This is a genomic window from Psychrobacter sp. M4 (genome assembly GCF_055699795.1).
In genome coordinates this window covers 2,606,645-2,623,803 of the sequence record NZ_CM146740.1, presented here as the reverse complement: position 1 = coordinate 2,623,803, position 17,159 = coordinate 2,606,645, and the positions used below count along the sequence as shown (strand labels likewise).

16 protein-coding genes are annotated in these 17,159 nt (G+C 42.8%); 7 read left to right on the top strand and 9 right to left on the bottom strand.

The annotated features are described in order from the left end of the window. Positions 1–128 precede the first annotated feature (128 nt). Positions 129–845 carry a GNAT family N-acetyltransferase gene (locus ACR63N_RS10885; protein ID WP_367106807.1) on the top strand — a complete coding sequence of 239 codons (717 nt, stop codon included), beginning with the start codon at positions 129–131 and terminating at the stop codon, positions 843–845. A 70-nt stretch (positions 846–915) separates the two neighbouring features. On the opposite strand, the gene scpB is transcribed toward ACR63N_RS10885, so the two are convergent. From scpB to mrdA, 8 genes are all read right to left on the bottom strand, one after another. Continuing rightward, positions 916–1,464 carry an SMC-Scp complex subunit ScpB gene (gene scpB / locus ACR63N_RS10880; protein WP_367106808.1) on the bottom strand — a complete coding sequence of 183 codons (549 nt, stop codon included), beginning with the start codon at positions 1,462–1,464 and terminating at the stop codon, positions 916–918. Positions 1,465–1,521: 57 nt separating this feature from the next. Further along, positions 1,522–2,373: a segregation and condensation protein A gene (locus ACR63N_RS10875; RefSeq protein WP_472782739.1), complete on the bottom strand. Its 852-nt coding sequence runs from the start codon at positions 2,371–2,373 to the stop codon at positions 1,522–1,524. Positions 2,374–2,403: 30 nt separating this feature from the next. Further along, positions 2,404–3,495: a tryptophan--tRNA ligase gene (trpS, locus tag ACR63N_RS10870; protein ID WP_367103893.1), complete on the bottom strand. Its 1,092-nt coding sequence runs from the start codon at positions 3,493–3,495 to the stop codon at positions 2,404–2,406. A 292-nt stretch (positions 3,496–3,787) separates the two neighbouring features. Beyond that, positions 3,788–4,885, bottom strand: coding sequence for an LpxL/LpxP family acyltransferase (locus ACR63N_RS10865; protein WP_367106810.1), 1,098 nt, complete (start codon positions 4,883–4,885; stop codon positions 3,788–3,790). A gap of 303 nt (positions 4,886–5,188) precedes the next feature. Continuing rightward, entirely contained in the window at positions 5,189–5,575 is a 387-nt protein-coding gene (gene rpsI, locus ACR63N_RS10860; protein ID WP_367103895.1) for a 30S ribosomal protein S9, read from the bottom strand. Positions 5,576–5,585: 10 nt separating this feature from the next. Continuing rightward, complete coding sequence (gene rplM, locus ACR63N_RS10855) at positions 5,586–6,014, bottom strand: 50S ribosomal protein L13 (protein WP_367106811.1); 429 nt, start codon at positions 6,012–6,014, stop codon at positions 5,586–5,588. A gap of 181 nt (positions 6,015–6,195) precedes the next feature. After that, positions 6,196–6,849 carry a 16S rRNA (guanine(966)-N(2))-methyltransferase RsmD gene (gene rsmD, locus ACR63N_RS10850; protein WP_367106812.1) on the bottom strand — a complete coding sequence of 218 codons (654 nt, stop codon included), beginning with the start codon at positions 6,847–6,849 and terminating at the stop codon, positions 6,196–6,198. Positions 6,850–6,917: 68 nt separating this feature from the next. Beyond that, complete coding sequence (gene mrdA, locus ACR63N_RS10845; protein WP_472782014.1) at positions 6,918–8,903, bottom strand: penicillin-binding protein 2; 1,986 nt, start codon at positions 8,901–8,903, stop codon at positions 6,918–6,920. A 453-nt stretch (positions 8,904–9,356) separates the two neighbouring features. Here mrdA and ACR63N_RS10840 point away from each other — a divergent pair, with 453 nt between their 5' ends. The 6 genes from ACR63N_RS10840 to adk all read left to right on the top strand — a co-directional run bounded on the left by ACR63N_RS10840 (position 9,357) and on the right by adk (position 16,477). Then, positions 9,357–10,691: a DUF445 domain-containing protein gene (locus ACR63N_RS10840; protein WP_367104168.1), complete on the top strand. Its 1,335-nt coding sequence runs from the start codon at positions 9,357–9,359 to the stop codon at positions 10,689–10,691. Between the two features lie 384 nt (positions 10,692–11,075). Continuing rightward, positions 11,076–13,091, top strand: a complete 2,016-nt coding sequence (locus ACR63N_RS10835; protein WP_472782013.1) for a heme lyase CcmF/NrfE family subunit — start codon at positions 11,076–11,078, stop codon at positions 13,089–13,091. Between the two features lies 1 nt (position 13,092). Beyond that, positions 13,093–13,722 carry a DsbE family thiol:disulfide interchange protein gene (locus ACR63N_RS10830; protein ID WP_367103900.1) on the top strand — a complete coding sequence of 210 codons (630 nt, stop codon included), beginning with the start codon at positions 13,093–13,095 and terminating at the stop codon, positions 13,720–13,722. After that, on the top strand, positions 13,719–14,294 hold the full coding sequence (locus tag ACR63N_RS10825) for a cytochrome c-type biogenesis protein (RefSeq protein WP_472782012.1): 576 nt from the start codon (positions 13,719–13,721) through the stop codon (positions 14,292–14,294). The genes ACR63N_RS10830 and ACR63N_RS10825 overlap by 4 nt, the downstream gene beginning before the upstream one ends. Further along, entirely contained in the window at positions 14,291–15,574 is a 1,284-nt protein-coding gene (gene ccmI / locus ACR63N_RS10820) for a c-type cytochrome biogenesis protein CcmI (RefSeq protein WP_367103901.1), read from the top strand. Before ACR63N_RS10825 ends, ccmI begins: the two co-directional genes overlap by 4 nt. Before the next feature lie 249 nt (positions 15,575–15,823). After that, positions 15,824–16,477, top strand: a complete 654-nt coding sequence (adk, locus tag ACR63N_RS10815; RefSeq protein ID WP_367104170.1) for an adenylate kinase — start codon at positions 15,824–15,826, stop codon at positions 16,475–16,477. A 144-nt stretch (positions 16,478–16,621) separates the two neighbouring features. On the opposite strand, the gene secB is transcribed toward adk, so the two are convergent. Next, positions 16,622–17,077, bottom strand: coding sequence for a protein-export chaperone SecB (secB, locus tag ACR63N_RS10810; protein ID WP_367104171.1), 456 nt, complete (start codon positions 17,075–17,077; stop codon positions 16,622–16,624). Between the last annotated feature and the right edge of the window lie 82 nt (positions 17,078–17,159).

Here is a 17,159-nt window from a genome sequence, read left to right as displayed (position 1 = left end):
AACCTTTATTATAATTATTGACCACCTCAAAACGGTTGAAAACTCTTAGATTTACATACTTGCAGTTTATAGAAGCTGCTAGCATTTTAAAGTTTTAGTCATTAATTATTATTGAAGGAGATACGGACATGGAAATGCAAGAGTTGTCTTGTTCTTATGCTAAAGAAATAAGCACTATGTATCAAGAGATATACGATTCACTTTATATGTTGGGTAGCGTTTATACTAGTCCAAAACTAGATAAATATTTGAAATTTATCTGTGAAGAAAAAATAGAGACCTTTTTAGGTTTTGTCGGAGACGATGAGTTAGCAGCAGTCGCGCAGTACAAGAAGACAGATGAGTATTTATATACAAATCATATTGTAGTAAGACCTGCTTATCAAGGTGAAGGTCTGGCTAGAAAGTTATTAATGCGTATGTTTGAGATAGCTGATGCAGAAGGTCTTGAGGTAAGAGGAGATGTAAATCCTGCTAGTGAAAGCGTTTATGCTTGGTATTTAAAAGTCGGTTATCTACCCGTTAGTGAAACTACAGTTTCCATCCTCAAACTTGATAACCAAAATCCTAGTCCTATCAAATTCGAAGATGAGGATAAATACACTAACTTTGGTATCTCAAACTCTCGTCTCGATAACAGCGACTTAGAGGACTTAGAGTTTTTCTCTATAGCTCCTAATACTTTAGTGTTAAAAACGCCTATAGAAGCAGAGCGTGTAGGTAAACTGTGTGATGCCGTTAATGGTCATCTAATTATAGAAACTGAGACACTACCAGAAGAGTATAAGTCCAAGTCCATTCATGAAAGAGGCAATATAAAATTAGTAAGACCGCCTGTCAAATAGATCTTTAGTTAAATTTTTATCGGCTGTTGAACCGATTACTTTAAAAGTAACACAGAAATAGTCAAAGTATTCAAGAAAATGCTTTGGCTATTTCTGTGTTGGGGATAGATGGCAGCTCATCCAAATTGGTAAGACCAAAGGCGTCTAAAAATTGTGCTGTGGTGTGCAATAATGCTGGACGTCCCAAGGTTTCTTTATATCCGTCCTCTTTGATCCAACCTTTATCAAATAGCTGACGCAATATGTTACTAGATAATGTTACGCCGCGCACATACTCAATATCACTACGGGTTACTGGCTGTTTATAAGCAATAATACTCAAAGTCTCAAGCAGTGCTTGACTCAAGCGCTCTTGACGCTGCGGAAAAACGCGTTGTATCAACGCACTATAGCTATCTGCTATTTGTAAGCGATATCCACTAGCTGTTTTATATAGTCTAAGCACTCCAGAGTCTAAGCGTAGACGTAGTAATTCTAAAGCTTGGTTTAGCTCTTCAGTAGATAAAGATAAATGTTTTTTGAGGGCATTGTCAGTCAATGGCGCTTCAGATGCATGTAATAGCGCTTCAATATGGTGACTAATGCTTTCATACTTATTAGTATCGCTAATGTCTTTCATAATAAAGAAGGCTCTTTTTTAAGTACTATAATGCTAGTGTTTAACATAACTTCCAAATCACGATAACCACTGCAAAGCCAGTTGCTCATTATGGTTACTAGAATCAGTATTAACTACACCGACCAATTGACGTTTTATTAGCTCAAGCACCGCGACAAAGCTTACCACCACGCCTATTTTACCTTGTGATTTATCCAATAGTTGATGAAAAAAGTGGGTTTTGTCAGCATTAGTACTGAGCTGACGGCTGATACTGGCGATACGGTCTGCTAGTGGTACGGTATCGGTCTTAATATTGTGCGTTTGCATCTGATAATTCGCTTGCAACTGCATCTTAAACAAACTATCAATCAATAAGTTTGCTGAGTAACTGGGTAGCTGGGCATTCATGATATCTTGATCAGGCATACTAACCATAGCCAAAAATACATCACGTTCAAGCCTGACGAGACTGTCTAAACGTCGGCTTGCTTCTTTAATCTGTGCGTAAGCTTCAAGACGCTCAATCAGCTCTGCTTTGGGGTCGCGCTCATCAACAGGCACTTGTGGTTTTGGCAGTAGTAACTCAGTTTTTATAGCTATTAGCGTTGATGCCATCAGCAGGTAGTCGCCTGCTAATTCGAAATGATCAGTATCCAATTCGCTAATATAGGCCAGATACTGCTCGGTAATAGGCAATATGGGCATTTGGGTTAAATCAACATTGTTTTTTTTAACCAGATACAGTAAAAAATCCAATGGCCCTGCAAATTGTTCCAGCCAAATGGCAAACGCTCCGGGCGGTACGTATAAGTCGTCTGGCAAATGCTGAATCGGAGTCTGATAAATACGTAGTGAAGATATTGACGTGTCAGAAACGTTTATTACCACATCATTAACCTCAGTGTCATTACGTTCAACATCAACCATATGGCCAACACTTGCTGGTATTGCTGGCACTTATTTGAGCTTAGCTAGTGGACGAATACCAATCGCGCGGCGAGTTTTGTCGAGCTGCTTGCGGCTATGACGACGAGCTTTGTCTGCGCCCATTTGTAAAATCTCTTCTAGCTCTTTTGGATTGGCCATTAGTTCTTGATAGCGCGCGCGAAATGGGGCAATCTCGTTATTAATCTTATTATACAATGCTTGTTTGGCATCACCCCAGCCAATACCAGCGGCGTACTGAGCACGCATGTCAGCGATCTCCTCTGGTGTTGCAAAGGCTTTGTAAATCTCAAATATCGCAGAGTCGTCAGGGTTTTTGGGTTCTTGTGGTAGCTGTGAATTGGTGACGATTTTCATGATGGCTTTGTGCATCTGTTTTTCAGGACTAACTTGCGGATTAGGTTCACCAAATAGCGGAATGGTGTTGCTATAGCTTTTGCTCATTTTGCGCCCATCAAGACCTGTCAATAGCGGTATTTCATCATCCACGACGGCATTGGGTAGGGTAAATAGCGGTTTGTATCTATGATTGAAGGTACCTGCCATATCGCGTGCCATCTCTATATGCTGTACTTGATCGCGTCCGACAGGAACGTGGGTTGCATTAAACATCAAAATATCGGCTGCCATCAGTACCGGATAACCAAATAGCCCCATAGTAATACCTTGATCAGGATCAACGTCGCTTTTCTCCATGTTAACGTCAACTGCAGCCTTGTAAGCATGGGCGCGATTCATCAAACCTTTAGCGCAAGAACAATTAAGTATCCAAGCTAATTCTGGAATCTCTGGCACATCCGACTGCCGATAAAAAGTCACGCGTTCAGGATCAAGCCCGCACGCAATCCAAGTGGCGGCAATAGCTTTAGTTGATTCATGAATGATAGCTGGATCATAGCAGCCGATAATACCGTGGTAGTCTGCCAAAAAGAAAAACGCTTCATGGTCGCTATTTTGTATAGATTCAATCGCAGGACGAATGGCACCGACATAGTTGCCCAAATGCGGAATGCCAGTGGGTTTGATGCCGGTTAAAATTCGCTTAGTTTCACTAGATTTTTTGATATCAGAATTTTGACTGTTGGCAATTTTATTAGCGCTCATAAGAGATCCGTTATATTATTTTTGATTAATTAATTCTTTAAAAGCGGTAGCTTATTGTAATTGATGCTAAATTAAATGGATGCATAAGATTATGACGCGAGACTGAAATAAACTTTACTTATGTGCTGTATCTAAGCTGTTTCGATACTACGTAACCTACATATTAAGATATAAGCATTCCAGTCTCACTATGCCATATCTCTTTTACATTGACCTAACTATATTTAGGCACGAAGCAGCTATTAGCAACAGAGTATAACAAATTTGCTTAAGTTTTTTGCTACGCTCCTATCTATTTATAAATATCGGTACGACCATTAGGACCATTTTTAAAGCGTCTATGAAACCACATCCACTGGGACGGATCAATGCGAATCAGCCCTTCTAGTATTTCATTAACGCGAGTGGCATCTGCGACCTCATCTTTGCTAGGGTAGTTGTCAAGCGTAGCAGTGATAGTCAGATGGTAATGCGGACGCTTACCTCTAGGTAAATTATCTGGTGTTTGCCGATAAGTATGCAAAGCCATTACCGCAGGCGGTTTGGCTTTATTACCAAGTTTGGCTAGACGCCTAGGCATAGTAATTGTTGCAGCCGGCACGCCAAAGAAAGGTGCCATAACGCCTTGTTTGAGACCGTAGTCTTGATCGGGTGAGTACCAAATCACGTGTCCCTCGTTAATAGATTCAACCAGACTACGCATATCACGGCTAGAGATTTGTTTGCCAAAGATATGAGTGCGTCCGTTATAAATAAACCAGTCAAGCAAAGGATTGTTTTGCGGGCGATACATGCAGTCTGCTGCAAAAAACTGCGTACAAAACCTACCGCCTAAGTCAAGCAGCGTATAGTGAGCTCCTAGTAAAATAACGGCGCGCCCTTCATTTTGAGCATTAATTAGATGCTGTAGCCCAGATATCGACACAGTACGGGTAAATAGATTGGGACGAAACCAAGCGCACAAAGTCTCAAACACGCCAATGCCTTGATTAACAAAGACTTGGTTGGCTATAAGCTCACGTTCAGCTTCTGGCTTTTGTGGAAAGGCTAGTTTTAAATTAATAAGGGTGTCGCGCCGCCGTGAACCTGCAATCTTATAAATAAAAATGCCCAGTTTACGACCCAGCCAAAACTGCCAACGTAGTGGCAAATAAATCAGCAAAAGGAGCAGACCCATCAGCAGCCAGATGCCCCAATATTTGGGTAGTAAAAACTGCCATTCAAAAGGCTTTTTATCTGCCTGTACGGTTTGTTTGTGCGTCTGCTTAATGGTAGGAGTACCAGGTGCAATAGCAGGCGATTTATTTAGCTTGCCTTGTTTCAACGCACCAGATACTTTATCAGGCGTGGATGAGGGCTTACTAGGATCAAATTGTTCAGGCGCTTTCATAATATCCCTTTATAGCATTAGCTATGGTTTTAAGACTCAGTATGAAAATTTGCTATTATGATAGGGTAGCTCGCATCGCTTTATAAGATAGTAAATACAACCAAAGTTGGATCATTAATGATCCTAATTTACAACTAAGTAAATATAGTTTACCAGTAAACAGACATAAAAAAACCTTACAAGCTGTGACCAACTTATAAGGTTTTGCAAAGCTATGTTTATATTATTTGCAGATAGTAGGTCTTTGCGACGAAGACAGTAAATGCAAACCTATAAACAAAAGCTTTGATTGATTTTCGAAGATTAGCGTTTTGAGAATTGTGGGCGTTTACGTGCTTTACGTAGACCCAATTTCTTACGCTCAACTTTACGTGGATCACGAGTCACAAAGCCAGCTGCTTTTAGAGCAGGTTTTAGTGTCTCGTCTGCTTCGATAAGTGCACGCGTGATACCATGGCGAATAGCGCCCGCTTGACCACTAATACCGCCGCCTGCGACAGTAATATATAGATCATAAGATTCAGTAGAATCCAATAGCTCTAGTGGCTGACGTACAACCATACGTGAGGTTTCACGGCTGAAATATTCGTCAAGTGGTTTGCCGTTGACAACGATACTGCCAGTGCCTCTTGATAAGAAAACACGAGCGGTAGACGTCTTGCGGCGACCAGTTCCGTAATTGCGTTCCATAAGTTTATCCTTAGATGTCTAGTTCTTTGGGTTGCTGTGCAGTATGTGGATGTTCTTCTCCGGCATATAGCTTTAGCTTTTTGATCATGGCATAGCCAAGAGGGCCTTTTGGAAGCATACCCTTAACTGCTTTATGTAGAACATCTTCAGGCTTATGTGCAATCAGCTTAGTGAAGTTGGTTTCTTTAATACCGCCAGGGTATCCGCTGTGACGATAGTATTTTTTATCTTGCGCTTTCTTACCAGTAACCGCGATCTTTTCAGCATTGATAACTACGATAAAATCGCCAGTATCAACATGCGGTGTATAAGAAGTTTTATGCTTGCCACGTAAGCGAATAGCAATTTGAGTGGCTAGGCGACCAAGGGTTTTGCCGTCAGCATCGACAACGTACCAGTCATGGGTCACTTCAGCTGGTTTTGCACTAAGTGTTTTCATGATAAAACCTTAAATTAGAATTTATTGAGAGTTTAGCTGGGAACGGGGCTCTCAAAAAACAGACTGCACATTATAAGCAGTAGCGCCTAAGCTTGCAAGCGGCATTAGGGTTTATTTTAGCTTGCTGCTCATTAAATGACTATATTTAGCAGTTTTTGGCGCTTTTGATAGGGATAGTTGATTATGACGATGTCAAGCGATAAAGTCCAGCGACAACTTGCCCTACTTTGGTCTGTTTAAGGCACTCAAAACGGGTTAAATTTTGAGTCTTGACCTTTTCATTAAGTCTAGCTGTTAAGTCATCTAATCGCTCGCTTAGATCTTTATCAGATTCTAAATAGATTAAGGTATCAGCCGTGATTAAATGATTATTAATTAAGGCGCTCAAAATAGGCTGCCACAAGTTTTGGGCATAAGGCGGGTCAATGAAAACAATATCAAACGGCTGCTCAAAACCGCCTTTTTGATTTAATACTTGTTCAGCGGCGCCGCCAATAATCTGATAGTCATTGCTCTCAATCTGTAATTGTTCAGCGCTTTGAGCCAGCAGCTTACTTTGCACGTTATTGATTTCGATAAAGGTGCAGTGTGCCGCGCCGCGAGACAAGGCTTCAAAACCAAGAACCCCGCTACCCGCGCAGCTGTCAAGCACGCGGGCGTTATGAATATCAGCAAGTAGCCAATTAAACAAAGTCTCGCGCAGACGATCAGGTGTCGGACGCAGCCCATCGGCGTCAATAAAGGCAATACTACGGCGTTTGAATTGACCGCCAATGATGCGTACGCTACTTATTGGCACTGGTTTAGCTTTTGACTTGTTTGATGTTTTTTTCATAAAAATAGTTTTCTCATAATGAGAATAGTTTATTAAGCTCAATTTTTTATAAAATACAGATAACTTACTTATATTGCTTCGGCAGCAGGATCAGTTTCGGCTGCAGTTTCTGCTTGTTCTTTGAGCGCTTCTTCTCGATCCCTTATAGCATCGCGTTGCGCTTTAGCTTGCGCCTTTTGTTGCTTAATGGCTTTGAGCTCATCAGCTGTGGGCGGCAAGATAGGATCATTTTTGCGCTGCAGCACCCAGTAATCAAACAGCGCACGTCCAATAGGGGCAGCAACAGCACTACCACCGCCGCCATTTTCGACTAATATAGCAAGCGCAATTTGCGGGTCTTCGACGGGTGCAAAACCATTGAACCAAGCATGATCCCAATGCCGCTTATCAAGAGCTGCTTTGTTATAACTTTTACCTTGAGCGATGGATTTAACCTGTGCGGTACCAGTCTTGCCAGCGATACGATAGCGCGAGGTGTAGATGCCGCGGCCAGTACCGCTCTCAATCACGCTCTCCATCGCATCATGCATGCGTGTCCAGTCAGAAGGCTTGCCATTGTATTCTATTTTGCCATCAGGCTTGGTAATCACGTTGACTATGGCTGCACCATCACTGCTTTTTAACAAATGCGGGGTAATGTGATTACCCTTATTGGCTGTCATAGCAGTAGCGTTTGCAATCTGTAGCGGTGTCGCTAAAAAGTAACCTTGACCAATACTGACAGAAATGGTCTCACCGGGGAGCCAGCTTCTATCATAGGTCTCTTTTTTCCATTTTGGAGAGGGCATGATGCCAGATTTTTCGTTAGGCAAATCAATGCCTGTCTCCTCGCCAAAACCGAAGCGTACCATCCAATCATGTAGACGCTGAATACCCATCTCATATGCTAATTTATAATAATAAGTATCAACAGACATGACGATAGATTTTTTTAGATCGACGGTGCCATGACCACCACGTTTCCAATCTCGAAAACGATGTGAGTCACCGGGCAAACTAAAATAACCGGGATCATAGATGGTCGTATTCCAATCGCGCAAACCATAGTGAATACCGCCCAAACCTTCAAAGGGTTTTATGGTTGAACCGGGTGGGTACATACCTTGCAGCGCCCGATTATATAGAGGCTGGTCAATGTCCTCACGCAGATCGCCGTAGTCTCTAAAAGAGATACCAGAGATAAAGGGGTTAGGGTCATAGCTTGGGTTACTGACGAATGCCAGCACGTCACCGTTCTTGGGGTCTATCGCGACGATAGCACCGCGCCTACCATCTAGTTGCTGCTGCGCGATAGTTTGCAGACCATAATCTAAACTTAAGGTAATATCATTACCAGCGATAGGTGGCTTGGTATCTAATTGGCGTAGAATATTGCCATGGGCATCGGTTTCGACCGATTGATAGCCGGGCTGCCCCAATAAAATGTCTTCATAAAAATCTTCAATACCGATCTTGCCAATCAGATCAGTACCAGCATAGCGATCTTTATCAATGCGTTTGGTCTCTTTATCATTGATACGCCCCACATAACCGATCACGTGCGCGAACAACTCATCATAGGGGTAGGCACGCGTCAACTTACTTTGAATGGTGACCCCACGAAAAAAAGGTTTGCGTTCACTAAACTGTGCTAGCTGCGTATCTGTCAGATCTATTTTGATAGTCACCGGATCATTTTTACTCTTACTCAAGCGCGCTAAGATGTCAGTAATTTCAGTATCTGTCAGCTCAAAAATAGGTGCAAGCAGGCTTAAAGTGCGCTCAGGGTTCTCTACTTCATCAGGACTTAGCATAGCAGTAAACACGGGCTGATTATCAGCAAGCAATATGCCGTTACGATCGTAGATATAACCGCGGCTAGGCGGCGCTGATATCAGTTTAATACGGTTGTTATCTGCCTGCGTTTTGTATTTGTCGTGAGCATATACCTGCAAATAACCATAGCGCAGCAATAAAACACTCAGACCCAAAAAAATCAGTAAACCGAGAATAATAATACGGTGCATAAAAATACGGTTGATTTGTTCAGTATCTGAGGTAAGCGGTGTTTTCATGTAAAGTTAGTACCAATAAACCGTGGAGAGCAATAAGCGCAGTAATAAAAAAAGAAAGTAATGAGGTGAATAAGCGTTAACACGAATAATAAATTATAACAGAACTAAGACAGTTACGCTGGACTTGCCCACTCATTTTACGCTGGTTTGTCTCAGTAGACTCTGTGTTAGGCTAAGCAGATAACGAGCCATAGTTTTCAATAGCAAAAATAAATATTATTGGTTATTAAAACGAAGCGTTAGATATAGAATGCTGTCACTTATAGTCACAACTTGTATAGGGTCTACAAGTGCTAATAAATAGCAAGTATGCTAAAATTGACTGGTTTATTTTTAGGGTATTTATTTAGAATTGGCTGGTCGTTGAAGCGCTCTTTTTATTGAGCGTTTTTTAACTGTAATAAAAATGACAATAGATTAACGATAATCGCTATGTCAGGGGCACCAAGAGTCATGTTTGCAACCTCAATATGGCAAACGCTTGCTGAACATCCAGAATTTTTTGCCATGATGACTATTCCGCCTGTGACGGCGTTTGTCACATGGCTGCACGTGTGGATGGCACTAAAAATGCTGTTTTATCCGATTAAGTTCTGGGGTATTCGTATTCCTAGATTTCCCTTTTTTGGTCTGCCAGGTATCGGCTGGCAAGGTATTGTGCCACGTAAAGCGGGCAAAATATCGGGGGTTATCGTTGATCAAACGCTCTCAAAGCTTGGCTCGCTTGATGAATTCGTACAAGCGATGGAACCTGAGCAAATGGCCGCCTTTATTACCGATACGGTGGATAAAAATATCGAATCACTCATTGATGAGATTATGCTTGAGCATTCAGGTGCGCTATGGAGTGGTCTGCCTTATGCCGTAAAACGGCGTATTTACACGCAAGCGCATCAAGATCTACCAGAGATTATGCAATCATTAGTAACTGATTTGACTTACCATGTTGAAGATCTGGTCGATATGCGCCAGATGATTGTCAACAAGATGGAAAGTGACCGGCGCTTGATGGTCAATATGTTCTTGAAAGTCGGACAACAAGAAATTGATTTTATCTGGCATATCAGTGCGCTGATTGGTTTGGTGTTCGGTGTCATTCAAATGTTTATCTTTTTGGTAGTACCGCAGCACTGGACCGTGCCTTTTTTCGCTGCTATTTGGGGTCTGCTTACCAACTGGATTGCAATCTGGATGGTATTTAATCCAGTAGAGCCGCACTTTATCCCATATATAAAGTTTTTTGATCGTTGTAGTAGTTTTCCCTTTGTCAAATTGCAACTACCGCACAAGGCGCAGTTTCGATTCCAAGGCGGCTTTATGAAGCGTCAAGAGGAAGTATCAGAGGTTTTTGCTCAGATCGTAGTCAATGATTTGGTCACTTTGGAAAACATTATGAACGAGATGATGTACGGCGCCCGAGCCGCACAAACGCGTGAGATGATGAAGTCACACCTTTATCAGGTGTTAGAGTCGCCGGTGGTGAGAACGACCCTACGAATGGGACTAGGTCGCCGCGAATATGGACAGATGAAAAACACGATTATTGATAAATCGATTAGCGCTACTATGATACCACTGCGTGATCCTGAGCTTAATGAGAGCCGTGCCAGCAAAATATTTGGTCTCTTTCGTGATCGCATTCGAGCTCTATCGCCTTATGAGTTTCAAAACTTATTACGTCCTGCGTTTCGTGAAGATGAGATGACGCTGATCGTATTAGGCGGATTGACTGGGTTCTTAGCAGGTTGGTTACATCTGGTTTTAGTGTTTTTTCCGGCGATGCAATAAAGCCTATGGACGTTTTTGTGGACTGTCTAGGCTCAGTTATGAGCTTGTTCGACCATTGCGTAGCCCCTATATAATGCTTATATGGTAAGGAATAAACGATAATCTAACATCAACTGACCCAGCATTATTAAAAGTCGCGTTCTTATTAATTAGTAAACACTATTAGTTAGTCAATAAAATCTAGTAAATCATTAGCAATAATTACATAGTTTAGCAGTAGCGAATGCATGTAATTGTGAACTCATTATTATAGTAAACCTATAAATAAAGACTCCAGCAAACGCGGGGTGTTTTTAAACGAATAACATGCTTAATCTGCCGTAGCTCACTATGAAAAGTAAGTATGAAGCTATGACTGGATTAAGACAAACAAGGTTAGATGGTATGTTAATCACAGAACTGGGTTATTTGGCCTTGCTAGCCGCCTTTATTTTGGCGATTTTGCAGGTAGTATTGCCAACCGTTGGGGTCATGCATAATAGAGTAGTATGGCAGCGTTTAGCACCAAGCTTGGCTTGGACGCAATTTGTAGCGATGATCATATCGTTTGGCTCGCTCATGGCAGGCTTTTATTATAATGATTTTAGTCTTGTCTACGTTGCGCAGCATTCTAATACTTTGTTGCCTTGGTATTATAAATTGTCGGCTACATGGGGCGGACATGAAGGATCCTTGCTGCTATGGATGACGATCATGGCCACTTGGTGTGCCTTGGTATCGTACTTTAGCCGTGGTTTACCTCTGTCTATGCGGGCGCGGGTTTTGGTCATCTTAGCTGGCGTGCAGCTTATGATGCTATCGATGTTGATTTTTACCTCGTCGCCTTTTGATCGTACCCTACCAAACCTAATCGTTGATGGCGCTGACCTAAACCCTTTATTGCAAGATTTTGGGTTAATTATTCATCCGCCTATGCTGTATATGGGTTATGTGGGTATGGTAGTGCCGTTTGCTTTTTGTATGGCGGCACTATGGGAGGGGCGTTTGGATGCGGTATGGACGCGCTGGTCACGTCCGTGGGCTCTTGCGGCTTGGGGTTTTTTGACCACAGGTATCGCGCTTGGGTCTTGGTGGGCTTATTACGAGCTTGGCTGGGGCGGCTGGTGGTTCTGGGATCCAGTAGAGAACGCTTCATTGATGCCTTGGCTTGCTGGTATCGCACTGCTGCATTCTTTGGCCGCCACCGAAAAACGCGGTGTTTTTAAAGCGTGGACCATCATGCTAGCGATTTTCGCTTTTGCGCTCAGCTTACTTGGTACTTTTTTGGTGCGCTCTGGGGTGATTACCTCAGTGCATTCTTTTGCCGCTGATCCAACGCGCGGACTCGTCATTCTAGTGATTTTAGGTATTATCGTGGGCGGCGGCTTGTTGATGTTCGCTTTTCGCGGTTGGCGCTTGACCGTTGAAAGTCAATATCAGCTGGTTTCACGCGAATCATTTTTAGTCATTAATAACGTTATTATTCTTATATCAACCTTAGTAGTACTGCTGGGCACGCTTTATCCTATTATCGCTGACGCCTTTAGTTTGGGTCAGGTATCTGTAGGTCCTCCATACTTTAATGCTCTCTTTGTACCACTGACGTGGCTGCTGCTCATCGCTATGGGTATGGGATCGAACATCCGCTGGAAAAAAGACACGCGTCCGCTATTAGGCGTTGGTATGGTCATTGCGGCCAGTAGCTTGGTATTAGCGGCGATCGTTACTTATTTTGTTAATCCTTCATCAATGTTCAACATCGGCGTGACTTTATTGGTCAGCTTTTGGGTACTAGCGTGGATGATTGTCGATATCAAAGATAAGACTAAGAATGCTCCTAGCTTATTGAACGGTCTACGCAGACTGCGCTTGCACTATTGGGGTATGCAGACCGCTCATATCGGTGTCATTATTGCCGCTATTGGTGTGGCTTTTACCAGTAGTTTAAGTATTGAAACTGACGTGGCTTTAGGTGTTGGTGATACGATCAATGTACAAGGCTATGATTTTCAGGTAAATGATTTTAAAGAAGTTAAAGGCAGTAACTTCGATGCTATTCAGGCGCAAGTAGATGTCAGTAAAGATGGTCGCGAAGTTGCCACCTTATATCCTGAAAAACGTACCTATATTGTTAGTATGATGCCGATGACTGAGGCAGCTATTGATGCTAGCCTCATGCGTGACCTATATGTCGCACTTGGTGAACCAATAGCTGACGGCAGTAACAAATGGGCGGTACGTATTTATGTTAAACCTCTGATCCGCTGGATTTGGCTTGGCGCCATTATTATGACTTTGGGTAGTGTACTGAGTATATTTGACAGACGCTATCGCATGAAAAAAGTTAAAGTGCTGCATGATGTTCCTGCGAATACGACAAATAATACGATGACCCCATTAGCTTTGCAGCGGGAGAAGTGATATGAGTGCAACGAATAACCGTTCTGATAACCAAACGATGAAAAAGAGTCAGATTAAGATTTGGTTTTTGATTCCGCTTCTGGTTTTTGTTGGTTTAATTGTCATACTATTTATGCGCTTAGGTAAGCCGACTGATATTGTACCTAACACGGCACTTGAGCGTCCGGTACCTACCTTTGAGCTGCCCTTATTATCAGATACAACGCGGATGATTACCAATGATAATTTACCTGACGAACCATTTTTAATGAACGTCTGGGGTTCTTGGTGTCCAACATGCATCGTTGAGCATCCTTTTTTAATGGAGTTAGAGTCGCGCGGTGTCAATATCGTTGGAGTTAATTATAAGGATGAAATTGGCAATGCGTTTAGATATCTAAATGAGGGCGGTGATCCTTTTTCGATGTCTGTGCAGGACTTATCAGGCCAATTTGCGCTTGATTTAGGATTGACGGGTGCCCCTGAAACCTTTTTGGTTGATAGTGATGGGATAATTCGTCAGCACATCATAGGTGAGGTTAATGAGGCTAATTGGCAAGCGCGCATCAAACCTTGCTTAACCTTATTTAATGACGCTAGTGGCAGTAATGAGAGTCCAGATCCTAGCCAGATTCAGGAGGCATGCCAATGAATAAGAACCTAGTAAACATGAGCATAGTCTCAAAGCTTATAAGTCTAATGTTAGCTTGTTTGCTAAGTATCACAGTTTATGCCGCGATTGATGTTTACGACTTTGATTCACCGCGCCAAGAGGCGCAGTACCGTGGTCTTATTGAAGAGCTGCGTTGTCCTAAGTGTCAGAACCAGAACTTAGCAGGATCTGATGCGCCTATTGCTCAGGATTTAAAGCAGAAGACTTATGACATGGTCAAAGACGGCCGTAGTGATGCTGAGATTCGCGCTTTTATGCAAGAGCGCTATGGTGATTTTATCAGTTATAAACCGCCGGTACGGCCCTCAACGTGGATATTATGGTTTTTCCCGCCTTTGCTGCTGATCTTTTTAATTACCGGTTGGTTTTGGCAAAGTAAACGTCGCCAACTTGCTGCTAAAGGACAAGGTAGCATGGCTACAAGCAGTAGCGCTCAAGCTTTGACTCCAGCTGAAAAAGCGGAGCTTGATCGCCTATTGTCGCGTGCTGACAATAATGATGATACGGATCGCAATAATCGTGACACCATAAGCCCAGAGGACAGAAAATGACTTTATTCTCCACTGTTAGCTTGTTCATCTCTTTAAGCTTGCTGATTACCCTAATTCTTGCCCTCATTGTCATTACACCGTGGCTGCGCGCCAAGCAGCTGCGCGCTAAACCTGTTGATAATCAATTATTAGATATCAATGTAAGCGTCTTCCGTGAACGTCTAGCGGAGCTTAAAACCGATAAGGATAGCGGAGTCATCGACGATAATCACTATCAAAATCAAAAGCTTGAGCTTGAGCGTCAATTGCTAAGCGCTCAGCATCAAACCTCACAGATGATTCCTCCGGGGATTAAAAGCCGTCTTATTATCGCTTTTTGGGTACCGGTGCTAACGGCGTTGGCTTATCTATTAATTGGTGATCGTACGCCAGTGTTTGAATTTTGGGCAGGGCAGGATAAAGTAGGTCAAGTCGCCGATGATCTGCTGACTGGGAAGATTGATGGCCCACCAGCGTGGGCGATTGAAGATGACGGTCGTCAGCTGATCACGGCTATGCAAGCCAATGTCCATAGTCATGCCGATGATCCTAACCGCTGGATGCGCTTATCAGAGCTGTTCTTATCGCTTGAGTCTAATGAGTCAGCGTTAGAAGCTTTGTCACGTGCTTACCGCTTATCGCCTGACAATGAAGAGATAGCCACCACTTATGCGCAAATTAGTTTCTTTGCTAACAACGGTCAGCTCGATCCTGCTAGCCGCCGCGTCTTGCAGGATGTGTTAGCGAAGAACCCGCAGCATGAAGGGGCGCAAATGCTAATGGTAATGGGAGAATCTCGTGCTGGCAACTTTGCGGAGGCACAAAGCTGGATTGAGCGTTTGCGGACCAGCATCGCAGCCAAACCTGGTGATCATAGTCATGCACTGGCTAGCTTGGATGAGCTGACTGCTAATGTTACCTCACAGCAACAGCAGGCGTCGCAAGGTATTGACGTTGATATCACTGTTAATCCAAGCTTACTGCCTTTGATAAAAGGCGATGATACCTTATTCGTCGCTATTCGTGATGTCAATGGTGGGCCGCCATTTGCAGCTAAACGTCTGCCCATTAGTATAATCCAACAAGGCAAAGCTACGGTTAGCTTGAGTGATCTTGACGCTATGATGCCTGAGCGTACTATAGCCTCTGCTCGCGCTGATAATGTACAGCTTGCAGTGATCGCTCGTATCAGTCATAGCGGTAATGCAGGAGCTGAATCAGGAGACTTATCAGGTAACCCTGTAGTTATTAATATTGACCAAAATCAAGTTAATGTTGAGATTAATCAACAAGTCCCATAATAGCAAGTTCTATAATACTTAGAGCTTGTCGTAAATTAATAGTAAAATAGGCGCTGTAACCGTATGCTTGCAGCGCTCGCTTTTAAGTCCTAGTGATATAACCTAAAGTAATGAATTATTGCAATCTACTGCCTCGGTACTAAAAATACTTGAGCTTTGTAAACCCACAAGGTAAGGTAAGCCTTGCTACAAACCAATCCCTAAGTTTTATCATCCAAACATATGTCTATTAAGGAGAGTCGTATCATGATGCGTATAATTTTGCTAGGTCCACCTGGTGCTGGTAAAGGCACGCAAGCTCAGTTCATCTCACAACAATATGATATTCCACAAATCTCAACAGGCGATATGCTCCGCTCAGCCATTAAAGAGGGCAGCGAGCTTGGCCGACAAGCTGAAGGCGTCATGAATGCAGGTGGTTTGGTCTCTGATGACTTGATTATCAATCTAGTAAAAGAGCGCATCAGTAAGCCTGACTGTGCTAACGGTTGTATCCTTGATGGTTTTCCGCGTACCATTCCTCAGGCGCAGGCACTTGCTGAAGCTGATGTATCTATTGACCATGTTATTGAAATTAGCGTTCCTGACGATGAAATCGTCAAACGTCTATCAGGTCGTCGCCAGCATCCAGGTTCAGGCCGGGTGTATCATATCGAACACAATCCGCCTAAGCAAGAAGGCATTGACGACGTAACTGGTGAGGCTCTTATTCAGCGTAAAGATGATAAAGAGTCTACTATTCGTGATCGCCTAGCGACTTATCAAGAGCAGACTTCAGCACTAGTAGGTTATTATCAGGACAAAGCTGCTAAAGGCGGTGATGCGCCTAAATATGACAAGTTTGATGGTACGCAGCCCATTGATGAGGTCAAGCAGAAAATCCTGTCCGCCTTAAAAGGTTAATACCTGGTAAAGCGTAATAAGTCAGACCGCATAAAAAACCCGACCAACAATAGTATTGTTGGTCGGGTTTTTATTTATATATTATAATTTTAAAAACTATAATATATAAATGTACAGGTTTATAAAAGTATGCTGTTTAGCTGTTTATGCTTGACCTTGGGCATCGACCTGCGCTTGTTGTTGGCTTTGCGCATAAGCTTGATCAAAGTTTACTGGAGCGAGTAGCAGCTGCGGGAAGCTACCACGAGTTACGATGTCACTTATGACTTCACGCGCATATGGGAATAACACATTAGGACAATAAGCGCCTAGAATCTGTCCAATTTGATCTTCAGGTATGTTTTTTAGTAAAAAGATACCCGCTTGATGCACCTCAGCAATGAAAGCCGCTTCTTCAGCATTTTTAGCAGTCACGCTGACCGTTAGGACCACTTGATAATGATCATCATCAAGCTTTTCAGCATTGCTTGATAGATTGATGTCCAGCTCAGGGTTCCACTCTTTGGTAAAAACGCTAGCACCCGGTACTTCAAGCGACATGTCTTTTACATAGATGCGCTCTAGTGCTAATTGGGGTTGTGCTTGTTCTTCAGCCATGATTACTCCTCAAATAATTAATACAGTACAATGTCACTTAGTTTGCAGCTTATTTCATAAACTGATAAAGCGTAACTTAGCATAA